Source organism: Pseudomonas sp. RIT409 (assembly GCF_003052515.2).
Taxonomy (GTDB): Bacteria; Pseudomonadota; Gammaproteobacteria; order Pseudomonadales; family Pseudomonadaceae; genus Aquipseudomonas.
This window is the reverse complement of record NZ_QARE02000036.1, coordinates 1-14,407: the sequence shown is the minus strand read 5'-3', so window position 1 is coordinate 14,407 and position 14,407 is coordinate 1. Positions and strand designations below refer to the sequence as shown.

Sequence of the window (14,407 nt, the reverse complement as noted above, 5' to 3'; positions counted from 1 at the left end):
CAAACCCCCTGTAGGAGCGCGCTGGGTCTGGGCCGCACTCGGACGATGAACGATGATGCGGGGCCGCAATGTTTTTTTCGCGGGCAAGCGCGCCCCTACAGGTGCCGTACCCACAGCTGGAGTCACCCCGTGTTCGATTGGCCCTTGCTGCAACAAAACGCACCGCTGCTGCTCGATGCCCTCTGGGTGACGTTGCAGGTCTCAATTGCCGCGCTCGCGATCGGCTTTGTCATCGGCGTCATCGTGGGCAGCCTGCGCCTGTCGCCGATACCCCTGTTCCGCCGGCTCGGTGGGGCTTACATCTTCGTGTTTCGCGGCATCCCGCTGTTGGTGCAACTGCTGTTCATCTATTACTTCCTGCCCCGCATCGGCCTGCCCAATGTGTCGCCCACCGTCGCAGCGGTGATCGGCCTGTCCCTGGCGGCGGGCGCCTACACGGCCGAGATTCTGCGCGGCGGTTTCCTCGCCATTCCAGGGGGGCAATTGGAAGCGGCCAGCCTGCTGGGCTTGAATGCCCGTCAGATGCTGGTGCGGATTCGCGTTCCCCAAGCCGTGCGGCTGACGCTGCCGGCGCTGATCAACGAAATGATTCTGCTGATCAAAGCTTCGTCGCTGGTGTCGGTGGTCGGGCTGGCCGACCTGACCCGTACCGCGCAGAACCTGGCCGCCAGCGACTACATGTTCGTGCAGGATTACCTGATGCTCGCGGGCTTCTATTGCCTGATCAACATCCCCCTGGCGTATTGCGGCAGCCTGCTGGAGCGACGCTTGAAGGAGAACGGCGCATGATCTTCGACCCGACCATCATCACCGATCACTTGGGCGACATCGGCGCGGGGTTTCTGGTGACCCTCGGCACCTGGAGCAGTGGCGTGGTTCTGGGCATGGCGCTGGGCATGCTGATCGCCGTGGCGCAATTGTTCGGCAACGCCGTGGTGCGCGCGCCCTTGCGGGTGTTCATCGAACTGATTCGCAGCACACCCTTTCTGGTCCAGTTGTTTCTCGTGTATTACGGCGGCCCGGCCTTCGGTCTGAGCCTGGACCCTATTCCCGCGGGCATTCTGGGGCTGGGCGTCTACGGCAGTGTGTATTTCGCGGAAATCTTCCGTTCGGGCTTCGAGTCCGTCGGCCGCGGGCAACTGGAAGCCGCCGATTGCCTGGGCATCACCCGGCTGCAATGCATCTGGCGCATTCAAGTGCCACAGATGCTGGTGATCATTCTGCCGGCGCTGATCAACATGATCACCGTGCTGTGCAAGGAAACCGCCGTGCTGTCGATCATCACCATTCCGGAACTGACGATGGTGCTGACGGGCATCGGCTCGGAAACTTTCGCCTTCGTCGAAACCCTGCTGATGCTGTGCATCGGCTACCTGATTCTGGTTGAACTGTGCTCGCGGCTGGGCATGTTGCTGGAACGTCGGGTTGGTCGCTTCATGAACAGGCAATCGTGATGAACAGCTTTCTGATCCCCAGCGGCGCGGTGTCCGCCGATCCGCGCGAGAAACAAGGTGAATCCATGAAGACTTCGGCAACCCATTGCGCCGAGCAGCCCGTCATTCTGACGCTCAATCAGGTCGGCAAGCATTTTGGCAACCTGCGGGTGCTCAAGGGCATCGATTTGGAGGTCCGTCGCTCGGAGGTGGTCTGCCTGATCGGGCCGTCCGGCTCCGGAAAAAGCACGCTGTTGCGTAGCATGGCCTTTCTGGAAGCGTACGACGAAGGCGACATTCACATCGAAGGCCAACTGCTCGGCTGGCAGGAAACCGACAAGGGACGGCGTCGGGCGCCGCAATCGCAGATCAATCACGTCAGACGCAACGTGGGCATGGTGTTCCAGCAGTTCAACCTGTGGCCGCACATGACGGTCATCGGCAACGTCTGTGAGGCGCTGCGCCGAGTGCGCAAGCTGTCAGCCGACGACGCCAGCAAACGGGGCATGGCGATGCTGGAGAAGGTCGGCCTGGCGCACAAGGCCCAGGCCTATCCGGCGCAGTTGTCGGGTGGGCAGCAGCAACGCGTGGCGATTGCCCGGGCGCTGGCCATGGAGCCGCACATCATGTTGTTCGACGAACCAACGTCCGCCCTTGACCCGGAATTGGTGGGCGAAGTGCTGCAGGTGATGAAGACCCTGGCCAAAGAAGGCATGACCATGGTCGTGGTCACCCACGAAATGGGCTTTGCCGCGCAGGTGGCCGATTCGGTGATCTTTCTGGATCAGGGTCAAGTGGTCGCACGGGGCACGCCCCAGCACATTTTCCACAACGCCGAGCAGCCGCGCTTGCAGCAGTTTCTGCAGAATTATCTGGATCGCAATGCATTTTGGCAGGATGGAAAATCGTAAGCACTGCACCTGTAGGAGCGCGCTTGGTCTGGGCCGCATTCGGACGATGGCGGTGGTCATTCACCTCTTATTATCTGACACACACCCATCGTCCGAATGTGGCCCAGACCAAGCGCGCTTCTACCGGTGAACAGTGTCGGGAGGCGAATGATGGAAAAAAACGCGCCACAGGCGCTGTACCGCCAAGCCAAGGATTTCGTGCAGGGCAAACTGGTGTCCGGAGAGTGGAAGCCCGGCGACCTGATTCCTTCGGAAAACCGCCTGGTGCTGGAACTGGGCATGTCGCGCATGACCATCAATCGCGCCCTGCGGGAGCTGACCGAGGAAGGCCGATTGCTGCGGGTGTCGGGCGTAGGCACTTTCGTCGCCGAAAGCAAGCCGCAATCGAACCTGTTGCACATCACTAACATCGCCGACGAAATCCTCGCCCGAGGTCATCGCTACCGCTGTCAGGTGCTGCACCTGACGCGGGAAGCCGCCTCGATGCCCGTTGCGTCCGCGCTCTCGTTGCCGACCGGGACGTCGGTGTTTCACCTGCTGTGCGTGCATTACGAAGACGACGTCCCGGTGCAACTCGAAGATCGCTACGTCAATCCGCAGACCGCCCCGGACTTCCTGCTGCAACCCTTCGGCGATCGGTTGCAGTCGGCGCGCTATCTGCTGCAGATCATCCAGCCGGATGAAATGGAGCACATCGTCGAGGCCAGTCACCCCTCCACGGACGAACGCCGGCACCTGCAGATCGAAGCCGCGGAGCCCTGCCTGGTGCTGATGCGGCGCACCTGGCACAGCGGCCGAGTGGTCACCTACGTGCGTCTGGTGCACCCCTCGTCGCGCTACCGCCTCGGCAGCCGCTTGCCGGTGACCGGCGCCTACCGCGACAGCTGACCGTTCAGCCGATTCATCGAACGCTTTGCGCACACGCGCCTCGAACCGGTAAGCCCCGGAAAAGGGGGATGGCAAAGAGGTGCATGATGACCGACCAGAACAACACGCAAAGCGGCGACCGTAACGACCCAGCCATCGATCCGGATACCCCGGATAACGGCATGGGCCAAACCCAGGGCGGTTCTCAGAGTCAGGACCACCACGGCGCGCAGAGCCAGGCCAATGACGGCAACCGTTCGGGGGAGAACAGTTACACACCGGACTTCCAGCCCGAAGAACATGAGTCGCCGGACAAGACCAAGGAAGAGAACCAGACCGGAGAGACCGACAAGGACATCGACACGGCGGGAGGCTGAGTGCCAACGCATATCCAATCGTAGGAGCGCGCTTGCCCGCGAAGGCGCCAAGTCACCCATTGAGGTGGTGCAGGTCAAACCCTTCCGCGGGCAAGCGCGCTCCTGCAGCTCTTGGGTGAATCGCCCAGGGTCTGAGATCCCTCCCTCTCCATTGCACAGCCCCATTGCATAGCCCCCTAACGAACCGGCACTATCTGACTTTCGTCTGCCCGCGCAGACCTGTCTCCCGGAGCGTTGTCGATAATGGTCCAGCCCGCTACTCAGCCCACCCCGCAAGATCCCCCGCGCGTCAACGACAGGCTCACCCCTCGCGAGTTTCGCGGGATGGTGGCCATCCTGTTGTCCATTGCCCTCGCCACCCTCGACACCGCCATCGCCAATACCGCCCTGCCCGCCATCGCTGCCGATCTCAACGCGTCACCCGCCGCGTCGGTCTGGATCATCAACGCCTATCAGCTGGCAGCGGTGGCCACCCTGCTGCCGTTCGCCGCCTTGGGCGGGGTGCTAGGCCAACGCAAGGTCTATCTGGGCGGGCTGATCCTGTTCGTGGTGTCTTCGGCGCTGTGCACGTTCTCCTGGTCCTTGCCGACCCTGACGATTGCCCGCGTGCTGCAAGGCATTGGCGCCAGCGCCATCATGAGCGTGAACGCCGGGCTGATCAGCTCGATCTTCCCCCATGAGCGCCTGGGTCGCGGGCTGGGCATGAACGCACTGGTGGTCGGCACCTCGTTTTCCATCGGCCCGACGATTGCCTCGCTGGTGCTGTCGGTGGCGAGCTGGCCGTGGCTGTTCGCGATCAATCTGCCCATCGGCCTGTTTGCCCTGGTGTTCGCCTGGAACTCGCTGCCGATGACCCAACCCGGCAGCCTGACCTTCGACCGGATGACTGCCATCCTCAACGTCATTACCTTCGGCGCGCTGATTTTCGCCTTGAGCCAGGCCGCGCAACTGGGCTCGATGACCAGCGTACTGATTGCCCTGGCGATCTTTCTGGTGGGCGGTGCAGCGATGCTCAAGCGCGAGGCCGGGCACCCCGCACCGATGTTCCCGCTCGACCTGCTGAAACGGCCGATGTTTGCCCTTTCTGCCTTGACCGCCTTCTGCTCCTTCGCCACCCAAGGGCTGGCGTTCGTCTCGCTGCCGTTCTTCTTCGAAACCACCCTGGGCCGCGATCCGGTGCAGACCGGCTTCCTGATGACGCCCTGGTCAGTGGTGGTGGCGATGATCGCGCCCGTGGCCGGTCGCCTGTCCGATCGCTATCCCCCCGGCCTGCTGGGCGGGATCGGCCTGGCGATGCTGTGCATGGGCATGATCTCGCTGGCCACCATGCCGGCGGACGCCAGCGTCATGTCCATCGTGGCGCGGATGATTCTGTGCGGCATCGGCTTTGGTTTTTTCCAGGCGCCGAACCAGAAGGCCCTGATGACCAGCGCCCCGAAGACCCGCGCCAGCGGCGCCAGTGGCACCATCGCCACGGCACGGTTGATCGGCCAGGCCACTGGGGCGGCGCTGGTGGCATTGAGTTTCGGGCTGTCCCGCGACCACGGGCCTGTGTTGGCGCTGAGTATCGGCGCAGGTTTTGCGGCGGTGGGCAGCGTCGCCAGCGGGTTGCGGCTGGTGACGAAAAATACCGCCAGTACTGGGGTTTGAACCGGCTGCCTCACTCAGGGCAAAACAGGCAAGGTGCCGCCGCTGACACCCCGCGGGTGCCAGCGGCAGCGGCTCTGCCAGGGGGGCGTTGAGGCCCCCTGACAGCCAGCCATCGGCTGGGGTCAGGGTTTGGCGATGTCAGTCCGGCTGACCGCCGGCGATTCCTTGGGCAACGTCGCCCGCAGTTGCGCGACCTGTCCGGCGCTGACTGCCGGGGCCTGGTTACCCCAACTGCTGCGGATGAAGGTCAGCAACTGCGCCACTTCCTCATCCGAGAGCCGCCAGGCGAACCCCGGCATGCCCAGTTGCGACGGTGCAGCGGCGGTGGCCGGGAGTTTGCTGCCGGCCAGCACCAGCCGAATCATCGACACCGGGTCCTCGGACAACACGGAAGAGTTGCCGGCGATTTTCGGGAAGACCCGCCGATAGCCCTGGCCATCTGTCCGGTGGCAGGCGGCGCAGTTGTCCACGTACAGTTCTGCCCCGCGGCTGCCCTCTTTCCCTGCTTGCAAGGCTTGCGCAGTGGCGGGGTCGGCCTTGAAGCTCGACACCTGGCGCGCACTGGCCGGCAGGGTTTTCAGGTACGCGGCCACGGCTTGCAGATCCGCGTCGTTCAAGTACTGAGTACTGTGCTCTACCACGTCACCCATCGCGGCGCCGAGCACCGCGTGGGTGTCGCTGCGTGCGCTGCGCAGCGTGGCCACGATGTCTTCGGCTGTCCAATTGCCCAGACCGTCGGCCGGGTTGCCGCGCAGGTTCACCGCCAGCCAGCCGTCGATCACCGGTCCGCCCGACAGGTAGGCTTCGCCGGTTTCATCCAGGGCTTTCTCCTGCAACGTCAACGCCCGGGGCGTGTGGCAACTGCCGCAGTGACCCAACCCCTGGACCAGATAGGCGCCCCGCGCCACTTGCGGATCCCGGTAACGAGACGCATCGAAGGCTACCGTCCGCGGTTCGGGTGCGAACACCTTGCGCCAGACCGCCAGCGGCCAGCGCATCGACAACGGCCAGGGGACGTCGTTGGCACGGTTTTCCGCATAGACCGGCGCGACGCCGTGCATGAAGTATGCGTACAGCGCCCGCACATCCTCATCGCGGGTCCGTGCGTAGGCCGGATACGGCATGGCCGGATACAAGCTGTCACCGTTGGCGGCGATGCCATGGCGCAAGGCGCGATCGAAGTCGTCCAGCGTGTAAGTGCCGATGCCGGAGGCTTTATCGGGGGTGATGTTGCTGCTGTAGAGGGTGCCGATCGGCGAGGCAATCGGCAGACCGCCGGCGAACGGCTTGCCGCCCTTGGCGGTGTGGCATGCGGTGCAGTCCCCGGCGTCGGCCAGGTAGCGACCTTGCTCGATCAACGCCGCTTGATCGGTTGACGTCTGCGCCGCGATTTTCGGCGTGGACGTCGGCCAGAAGGCGATCCCCATCACCACACCCAGCACCACCACGGCAATGACAAACAGGCTTGAGAGAAGCTTTTTCATGGTCGTCTCTCCTTAGGCCTGGACCAGCGGGCCGGGGTTTTTCAGGTATTGCTCGCGAATTGCCTTGGCCGACCAGTACGCCAGCGCGCCGACCATACCGGTCGGGTTGTAGCCATTGTTCTGTGGGAAGGCGTTGGCGCCGATGGCGAACACATTGTGCACGTCCCAGCTTTGCAGGTAGCGGTTGAGCGCCGACGTTTTCGGGTCGCTGCCCATGATCGCGCCGCCACAGGTGTGGGTGCTCTGGTACTTGGTGATGTTGTAATGCTCGCCCGGTTTCTTGGCGTCGCCGGACAGGGCGGTTGGGTTGAGGACCTTGGACATCTCCAACGCCTTGCCGACGAGGAACTGCGAGGCCTTGATCTCGTTGTCGTGCCAGTCGAACGTCATGCGCAACAGCGGCCGACCAAAGCCGTCCTTGTAGGTCGGGTCGAGGCTCAGGTAGTGCTGCTTATACGACATGCATGCGCCTTGCACTTCGAAATAGAACGAGTGGCGGAACGCGTCACTGGCCGCCTGTTTCCAAGCGGTGCCCCAGTTCGGCGTGCCCGGCGGCACGTTGATGCCGCGCACCGGACCCGCCCCCGGCTGGCGCGCCCAGACGATGCCGCCGCCGACGAATCCGGCCTTGGCGTTGTCCAGTTGATTGCCGTTGAGGTTGTCCATCGTCGTGCCCGCGCCACCGATTCCGATGAACTGATTGGCCTGCACGTCCTTGTTGAAGAACAGCACCACGCGGTTGAGGTTCTGGTACGAGTAATTACGTCCCACCGTGCCCTCCCCTGTCTGCGGGTCATAGGGCTTGCCGATGCCAGACAACAGCATCAAATGCACGTTGTACAGCGAGAAGGCGCACAGCAGCACCAGATCGGCCTCTTGCACGACCTCACGCCCCTGGGCATCGAGGTAGGTCACGCCCGTGGCCTTCTTGCCGTCGTTGTCGAGGTTGACCTTGAGCACCTGCGCATGGGTGCGCAGTTCGAAGTTCTTGCGCTGACGCAGAACCGGCAGAATGCTGATGTTGGGGCTGGCCTTGGAATAGTTCAGGCAGCCATAGTCACTGCAGAAGCCACAGGCGTTGCACGGCCCCATCTGGCAGCCGTACGGGTTGACGTAAGGCCCCGAGGCGTTGGACGCCGGGATCGGATACGGGTCCCAGCCCATCTCGCGAGCGCCTTTGTAAAACAGCTCGGCGCCGAGGTAATTGGGGTTCGGGCCCAGTGGGAATTCCCGCGAACGCGAGCCTTCGAACGGGTTGCCGCCGACCTGCTTCACACCGTTGATGACCCCGGCCTTGCCCGAGGTGCCGCAGACGTATTCGAAGTGATCGAAATGCGGTTCCAGGTCCTCATAGGTGACCGGGAAATCCTGAATGGTCATGTCCTGCGGGATGAATTTCGCGCCATAGCGCTGCTCCACGTTGCTGCGCAGCTTGAAGTCTTCCGGCAGCGCACGGAAATGGCAGCCCGACCAGTGACTGCCAGCGCCGCCCACACCCGTGCCCGGCTTGAACGAACCCATTTGCCGATACGGCACGGCGGTCGAGGTGAGGTTGTGCCGCGCCGTCACGGTTTCTTGCGCCAGGCTTTGCAGGTAACGGCGGTGCACCGAACCCTCCAGTTCGTCGACCACTTTCGGGTAGGCGAAATCCGGTTGCGTGTCGCGGTCCGCCCCGCGCTCCAGCACCACCACGTTGAGCCCGGCGTCGGTCAGTTCCTTGGCCAGAATCGCACCCGTCCAGCCCATGCCGACGATCACGGCGTCCACTTTCGGTTTTGCGTTCGCCATGCTCAGCCCCTCCGCCCGGCCAGGTCGACCGGTGGCAGTGGATACGGCGTGTCTCGCACCGTGATCCAGTCCATGTAATCGGCGCGCATGCCGGGGTATCCGATCATCTTCCACGCGCCCATGTGTTTGTTGCCGCCGTGGGACGGGTCGGCGAAGTAACCGTTGCGCACCTCGTTCAGCAGGCTGGTGAAGAACAGTTTCGAAGCGATGTCCTCCAATCCCAGTTTGCCCGCCTCCGCAGACTTGAGCAGGTCCTCCTGCTGGGCCGTCGGCAGCTCGGTGAATGCCTTGCCGGAAAAGGTCTTTTTGCTGTAAGCGTCCATGGCCTTGATGCCGATGCGCAGCGTGTCGCGCAGGTTCAGGCGCCCCTGATAACCGAACTCCGGCGCCGCCTCCAGAAACGGGCCCTGCATGTACCAGATCGCACCGTTGGCGTAGGGGGTCTGCATGTGGCGGTCGAGAAACTCCGGCACCCCCAGCTCGACAGCGCCGGGGCCGACGTGGTCCGACGGTATCAGCCGATCACAGGCGGCGATCACGAACGCCCACTCTTCGGGGGTGAAAAACGTGGGCGTGTAGTCGCCTGCCACAACGGCAGGACGGGCCGCAGAAGCCTGCGCGGCATCACTGGCGGGCGTCTGTGCGAAGGTACTGGATGAGAGGCCGGTGCTGGCCAAGGTTACGACGGGAATCAGCGTTAGCGATTTGCGTAGAAAATCGCGACGGGCCGGGGAGGTGTCGTCATCGAACATCGTTCACTTCTCCTGAGACTGAACACGGGTGTGCTTCGTTGTTATGGGCGTTCTTGTTGTGAATCGCCGACACCGCTGCGTCGCGGCCTCGGGGATTGATTGCCAGCTAATCATTACCAAGCTAAGCATTCAGGCGTCACTAAAACAGCTTCCGAGCGAGCGGACTACCCAGGCGCTCGGGTTAAACGATTCATCAAATCTTGAATTGGCCCACCAGCAGGCTGAGGTCGTTCCCCAGCGCCGAAACATCGCGCATCGTGCGCGCGCTCTGTTCGGTTTCTCCGGCGAGGCTCTCCACCGCACCGGCGATCTGGTGCACGCTGCGATTGAGTTCTTCGGCCACCGATGTCTGCTCCTCGGCCGCGCTGGCGATCTGCGCGTTCATGGCGTTGATGGTGCCGATCAATTCGGAAATGGAGTCCAGCGAAACGCCGACCTCGTTGGTCTGTTGATTGGCGCCCTCGCCTGCTTCGGTCGAACGGCGCATGGCTTGCACCGAGGCATGGGTGCCGGTTTCAAGGCGGGTGATCATGTCCTGAATTTCCTGAGTGCTTTGCTGCGTCCGGCTGGCCAGTGCACGCACTTCGTCGGCTACTACGGCGAATCCGCGCCCGGCCTCACCCGCACGCGCCGCTTCGATGGCGGCGTTGAGCGCCAGCAGATTGGTTTGCTCGGCAATGGAGCGAATAACGTCGAGCACCGAGACGATGGAGCGCACGTCTTGCTGCAGGCTGTCCAGGCTGGTTCCGCTCAGACGAATGTCGTTCACCAGCGAACTCATGCCGGTGATGCTGCTGCCCACGACCTTGCGCGCGGCCTGACCTTGCTGGTCGGTTTCCGAGGCGGCCTCGGCTGCACGCTGTGCGCTGAGCGCGACTTCTTGCGCCGCGGCGGACATCTCGTGAATCGCGGTGGCCACCTGGTCAGTCTCTTCACGCTGACGTTGCATGGCCTGTTCGGAACGCAGGGTCTGTTGGGTGGCCTGATCCACCAGGCCTGCGAGGTCGCGGGTCATTTGGGCGACCTGCCGCACCATGACGTGAATCTTGTCGACGAAGAGGTTGAACGAAACGGCCAGATCGCCCAGTTCATCACGGCTGGTCACCACCAGGCGGTGCGTCAGGTCGCCCTCACCGGCAGCGATGTCGTCCAGGTTGCTCTTGAGAACCCGCAGCGGGCGGACGATGCCGTTGGCGGTCCAGATTCCGGCGGCGGCGGTGACCAATAGCAGCACCAGCGTCACCGCGAAGACGCTGATCAGAATGTTGCGGGTGCGCTGGGACACGGCCTGCTGCTCCAGCACCATGGCCGCGTCGATGTCGTCCATGTTGATGGCACTGCCAAGCACCATGTTCCACTTGTCCAGGTACAGGGTGTAGCCCAGCTTGGGCACCTGCACGGCTTCGTCGCCGGGCTTGGGCGCTGCGTAATCGATGTAATGGGTGCCGTTTTTCGCGACCTCGACGAAGGTCTGGTAGTGGTACGAGCCATCGGGGTCGCGGGTGTCCCAGAAGCTCTTGCCGACGCCCGCCGGGCTGTCCCCTCGAAAGACCCGTACACCATGGGTGTCATAGCCGAAGAAGTAGCCGTCGTCGCCATACTTCATCGGCTTGAGCAGTTCGAGCGCTTTGTCCCGAGCGGCGAGGTCACCTGGCGCAGACGCATCGTGCAGGGGCTTGATCGTGGTGAACGCCACGTCGACATAGTTTTTCAGCACCTGGCGATTGCGCTCCACCAGATGCTCACGGGTCTCCTTCATTTCCTGAACAGCGCTGCTCTGCAACATCCACGCTGCCACGCCGCTCAGAATCAAAGCGAACAACAATGCGGGGATGATGGCTAAACAGAGCAGTTTGCTCTTCACGGTGAGTTTCATGGACGCATTACCTCCTGGTCGTGTGGTTATTCACTATCGACCAGAGATCGTACATCTTGAAACTATTTGATGGCAATTTGACGTCAGCTTTTTGGCTTAATCGATTCACCTCCCCTGTTTACGGGGAAAAATTAATTTCAGCTTTTTTTACCTCAGGCCTTTTTTCACGGCACTTTGCGCCCGAAGTGCAGCGATGGGGCAGCTATCGCACAACGTCAGCTCGCCCACGCGGTAGCGCAAACAACAGACTCGGCGCTGACGTCTTGAGCCGGAGCTGCCAGCAGTCATCAGATAACGTACCGGTTCATGGAGCGGATTGCGGCGACCATCTGGCAGCGTGGCCGCGGCGATCAGCCCATGACCGTGGCACAGATCCGCCTGCGGCATGGCGACGGCGAGCACACCCAGCAGCCATTCGAAGTAATTGCCCGCATTGCTCCACAACACGTTCCGCGAGACGCGGGACAGCCTAGCAACGCCGTCGACGAAAGGCCGCAAATGGCCTTCGAGCAGGTCATCAAAACGCTGGAAGGTGTCGGTGGGCATCGGCGCCCAATTCGTCCCTGGATCGGGCAGTTTGAACGCTACGGGCAGGGCGTGTTCGTCGAGCACCAGTTGCAGCCGATCGAGCCGCACCGGCACTCGATAATCGAGGATCAGCGACGCCGCGACCACCGGGGGAATCAATTTGACGAAGTAGTGCTTGGTCCAGACGGAAGCCAGCCCTCGCCGGTCGCCGGCGGGGAATTGCGCGGCAAAACGGGTCAGGACGTCATCGAACGTTTCCGGAGTCAGAAAGGTCTGTAGCGCCATGCTCGGACGCGGGTCATGTTCGAGCACGAGCACATCGCGGTAGTGGGCGAAGTCCGCAATGAACAATGGCGCCAGCGCGGGGATCACACCGCTATTTCCCAGGCTGGCGCCGACCGGGTGCAGGCGATGTCAATGAGGCTGACGCCGCGCCAACACCAGCAAGCCCTGCTCCAGCGCCGGGAACAGGCTGTTGTTGAAGTTGTTCCAGCGCAGTTCGAGGATGGTGTCCTCGGGGGCGATCGGGGTGTCGAGCACATCGAAGATCACCTCGCCGGAATCGATGCCGTTGTCGACGTAGTGGAACGACGCACCGGTCATGTCCACCACCGGGATATCCACGGTTTCGCGGGTCGTCCAGTCGATCACCTTCTTGCCCTTGGCACCATACAGCGCATCGAGCGTGGCGTAGGCACCCCGACGTTCGTACGGTGATTCCAGCCGCGTGATGCCCGGATGGATATTGACGATGCGGCGATGGAAATCCGCCCCCGGACGCACCAGTTCATCGAGGATCACCAGCAGGCCGTCAAGCACCACGACTTCGGCTTCAAGGGCGCGCAGACCCTCGCCCAGACGACGCTCGAAATCCGACTTGCCCGCAGGTCGCTGGCTGTCGCCCAGTGGCAGTGCACGGTAGGTGGACGGCACGTTTTCCAACAGATCAGTGACCAGACGGCCCTGTACGCTCAGGTCGGCCGGGTAAAGCCAATGCTCCCCCTGCCCCGGACCGAAACCGTACGCCTTGATGCTCTCGCGGTCCCGGGCAGACTCGGGGTTGTCGTCGAAAATGACGCCTTCCAGCGAATAGTGATCACCCAGCGGCGTTTCATTGAGCGCCTGCACCAGATGTTCCAGCGGCGACTTCATGTAGCGCTTTTCACCGCGGTAGTCGACGTATTGGCCGGCTTTGTCAGCCGCTCCGTTACGCAACGACAGGACGTACACGAGCTTGGTTTTTTGCATGGTTTTCGAACTCATGGAGTATTGAACAGCGTCTCACCGCTGACGCCTTCGGCCATCGCCACGACCACCTTCCGCTCACCGCTGAACGGCTTGCGCGAATGCGCGGTGAGCATGTTGTCGAGCATCAGGACATCGCCGGTGGCCCAGGGAAACACCACCTCGCAGGCGTCGAGCACACCGCGAATCTCGGCCAGCGCATCCTCTTCCAGCGGGCTGCCATCGCCGTAGTAGACATTGCGCGGCAGGCCCTCCTCGCCCACGGTGTCCAGCAGGATTTCCTGCATTTCCGGGTCGAGGTTGGAGAGGTGGAACAGGTGCGCCTGGTTGAACCAGACCCAATCCCGGGTGCGTGGATGTTGAGCCACGCCTTGCACCCGCTGGCGAGTGCGCAGGTCGCCGTCTTCGTTCCACTCGCACTGAATGCCCCGCTTGCGACAGTAATTCTCGACATCATGGCGGCGCTCGGTGTTGAACACCTGCTGCCAGGTCAGATCCAGGCCGTTACCGTAGTTGCGCACGTACATCAGGCGCTTTTCCTCGAAGCGTTTGCGCAGCACCGGATCGATGCGTCGAAACACCTCGCGACTGTCGGCAATCGGCGTCTCGCCGCCGCTGACCGCTGCCTTGGCGCAATAAAACCAGATCCGCATCGGCCATTCGGTGGTGTAGGCCTGCTCGTTGTGCAGGGGAATCGAGCGGTGCGCAGGGTATTCGGTGGAGGTGTACACGCCTTTGCCATCGACTTGGCTGCGGGGTGTCGAACCGAACTCATAGTTGAGCAGCGGATGACCGAAGGCCGCGGCGAAACGCTGGAAACCTTCCACGCCTTCGCTATTGAAACCACTGAACAGCACCGCGCCGTCGCGCTCCAGGCGCTGGTCGACCAGGTTGCGCAGGGCAACGAACTCAGCCGCCAGCGTGGCGCCCCGCTGGCCGGGGTAAACACGCAGCGGGAATCCGTTTTCGAGGTGAATGGGTTGTGGCGTAAGCATGCGCATGTTCATGGGCAAGACGCTCCGCAAGCATTGGGAAAATGAGGGGTGAGTCAGGCCATGGCCTTGCGCAGGCTCAGCGGACGCATGTCGGTCCAGTGGGTTTCGATGTAGTTCAGGCAGGTTTGTTTGTCGCCTTCTACGCCGACGCTTTTCCAACCGTCGGGGATGGCCTTGTAGTCGGGCCAGATGGAGTACTGCTCTTCGTGGTTGATCACTACGCGGAACTGGGTGTTTTCGCCGTCAAAGCTCATGTGTAAAACCTCGTCATGTTGAATGGCCCGGTGGAACGGGGCCTTATCTAGAAGACGAATGAACGGCAGCGATGATTAGTTATTTTTTCGAATGAGTTAACCCTGCAAAGCAAGTTCCATGTGCTCAGTCGAACGACGCCCCGCTCTTGGCTCTTCGCTCTTGATCTTCCTGCACAACCAGCTCAGCCACCGCCGAACGCGACTTGGGTGCAGGCTGAGCGGAGGTGTCGTGGAGTGGGTTGAGCGG

Annotated in this window: 14 protein-coding genes; 6 read left to right on the top strand and 8 right to left on the bottom strand. The window is 62.5% G+C overall.

All coding sequences use genetic code 11. From position 1 onward, the window contains the following. Nucleotides 1-129 precede the first annotated feature (129 nt). The 6 genes from DBP26_RS26015 (at nt 130) to DBP26_RS25990 (ending at nt 5,238) form a co-directional block, all read left to right on the top strand. Entirely contained in the window at nt 130-789 is a 660-nt protein-coding gene (locus DBP26_RS26015; RefSeq protein ID WP_218565104.1) for an amino acid ABC transporter permease, read from the top strand. Further along, nucleotides 786-1,454, top strand: a complete 669-nt coding sequence (locus tag DBP26_RS26010) for an amino acid ABC transporter permease (protein WP_108240461.1) — start codon at nt 786-788, stop codon at nt 1,452-1,454. The genes DBP26_RS26015 and DBP26_RS26010 overlap by 4 nt, the downstream gene beginning before the upstream one ends. Before the next feature lie 65 nt (nt 1,455-1,519). Then, nucleotides 1,520-2,344, top strand: a complete 825-nt coding sequence (locus tag DBP26_RS26005) for an amino acid ABC transporter ATP-binding protein (protein WP_108240471.1) — start codon at nt 1,520-1,522, stop codon at nt 2,342-2,344. 150 nt (nt 2,345-2,494) lie between these two features. Next, on the top strand, nt 2,495-3,232 hold the full coding sequence (hutC, locus tag DBP26_RS26000; RefSeq protein ID WP_108240460.1) for a histidine utilization repressor: 738 nt from the start codon (nt 2,495-2,497) through the stop codon (nt 3,230-3,232). Nucleotides 3,233-3,318: 86 nt separating this feature from the next. Beyond that, entirely contained in the window at nt 3,319-3,588 is a 270-nt protein-coding gene (locus DBP26_RS25995) for a hypothetical protein (protein ID WP_108240459.1), read from the top strand. 324 nt (nt 3,589-3,912) lie between these two features. Then, nucleotides 3,913-5,238, top strand: a complete 1,326-nt coding sequence (locus DBP26_RS25990) for an MFS transporter (protein WP_108240470.1) — start codon at nt 3,913-3,915, stop codon at nt 5,236-5,238. A 122-nt stretch (nt 5,239-5,360) separates the two neighbouring features. Here the strand turns inward: DBP26_RS25990 and DBP26_RS25985 are convergent, their stop codons facing one another. The 8 genes from DBP26_RS25985 to DBP26_RS25950 form a co-directional block, all read right to left on the bottom strand. Beyond that, on the bottom strand, nt 5,361-6,665 hold the full coding sequence (locus DBP26_RS25985) for a cytochrome c (protein WP_256600891.1): 1,305 nt from the start codon (nt 6,663-6,665) through the stop codon (nt 5,361-5,363). Between the two features lie 69 nt (nt 6,666-6,734). Further along, the gene (locus tag DBP26_RS25980) at nt 6,735-8,510 is read right to left on the bottom strand and encodes a GMC family oxidoreductase (protein WP_108240457.1); all 1,776 of its coding nucleotides are present in this window, start codon (nt 8,508-8,510) and stop codon (nt 6,735-6,737) included. Nucleotides 8,511-8,512: 2 nt separating this feature from the next. After that, nucleotides 8,513-9,262 (bottom strand): gluconate 2-dehydrogenase subunit 3 family protein, encoded by a 750-nt coding sequence (locus DBP26_RS25975; RefSeq protein WP_108240456.1) that lies wholly within the window; start codon nt 9,260-9,262, stop codon nt 8,513-8,515. Between the two features lie 193 nt (nt 9,263-9,455). Beyond that, on the bottom strand, nt 9,456-11,138 hold the full coding sequence (locus DBP26_RS25970) for a methyl-accepting chemotaxis protein (protein WP_108240455.1): 1,683 nt from the start codon (nt 11,136-11,138) through the stop codon (nt 9,456-9,458). Between the two features lie 147 nt (nt 11,139-11,285). Beyond that, nucleotides 11,286-12,038 (bottom strand): siderophore-iron reductase FhuF, encoded by a 753-nt coding sequence (fhuF, locus tag DBP26_RS25965; protein ID WP_108240454.1) that lies wholly within the window; start codon nt 12,036-12,038, stop codon nt 11,286-11,288. A gap of 42 nt (nt 12,039-12,080) precedes the next feature. Further along, nucleotides 12,081-12,914, bottom strand: a complete 834-nt coding sequence (locus tag DBP26_RS25960; RefSeq protein WP_108240453.1) for a formyltransferase family protein — start codon at nt 12,912-12,914, stop codon at nt 12,081-12,083. An 11-nt stretch (nt 12,915-12,925) separates the two neighbouring features. Then, nucleotides 12,926-13,918 (bottom strand): TauD/TfdA family dioxygenase, encoded by a 993-nt coding sequence (locus tag DBP26_RS25955; RefSeq protein WP_108240452.1) that lies wholly within the window; start codon nt 13,916-13,918, stop codon nt 12,926-12,928. Between the two features lie 41 nt (nt 13,919-13,959). Then, complete coding sequence (locus DBP26_RS25950) at nt 13,960-14,160, bottom strand: MbtH family NRPS accessory protein (RefSeq protein WP_108240451.1); 201 nt, start codon at nt 14,158-14,160, stop codon at nt 13,960-13,962. Between the last annotated feature and the right edge of the window lie 247 nt (nt 14,161-14,407).

Coding starts and splice junctions, on each gene's coding strand:
- DBP26_RS25955 (WP_108240452.1), bottom strand. CDS start 13,918: ATGAACATGCGCATGCTTACGCCACAACCCATTCACCTCGAAAACGGA.
- DBP26_RS25975 (WP_108240456.1), bottom strand. CDS start 9,262: ATGTTCGATGACGACACCTCCCCGGCCCGTCGCGATTTTCTACGCAAA.
- DBP26_RS25980 (WP_108240457.1), bottom strand. CDS start 8,510: ATGGCGAACGCAAAACCGAAAGTGGACGCCGTGATCGTCGGCATGGGC.
- DBP26_RS25950 (WP_108240451.1), bottom strand. CDS start 14,160: ATGAGCTTTGACGGCGAAAACACCCAGTTCCGCGTAGTGATCAACCAC.
- DBP26_RS25985 (WP_256600891.1), bottom strand. CDS start 6,665: ATGGGGATCGCCTTCTGGCCGACGTCCACGCCGAAAATCGCGGCGCAG.
- DBP26_RS25970 (WP_108240455.1), bottom strand. CDS start 11,138: ATGAAACTCACCGTGAAGAGCAAACTGCTCTGTTTAGCCATCATCCCC.
- DBP26_RS25990 (WP_108240470.1), top strand. CDS start 3,913: ATGGTGGCCATCCTGTTGTCCATTGCCCTCGCCACCCTCGACACCGCC.
- DBP26_RS26005 (WP_108240471.1), top strand. CDS start 1,520: ATGAAGACTTCGGCAACCCATTGCGCCGAGCAGCCCGTCATTCTGACG.
- DBP26_RS25995 (WP_108240459.1), top strand. CDS start 3,319: ATGACCGACCAGAACAACACGCAAAGCGGCGACCGTAACGACCCAGCC.
- DBP26_RS26010 (WP_108240461.1), top strand. CDS start 786: ATGATCTTCGACCCGACCATCATCACCGATCACTTGGGCGACATCGGC.
- hutC (WP_108240460.1), top strand. CDS start 2,495: ATGGAAAAAAACGCGCCACAGGCGCTGTACCGCCAAGCCAAGGATTTC.
- DBP26_RS25960 (WP_108240453.1), bottom strand. CDS start 12,914: ATGCAAAAAACCAAGCTCGTGTACGTCCTGTCGTTGCGTAACGGAGCG.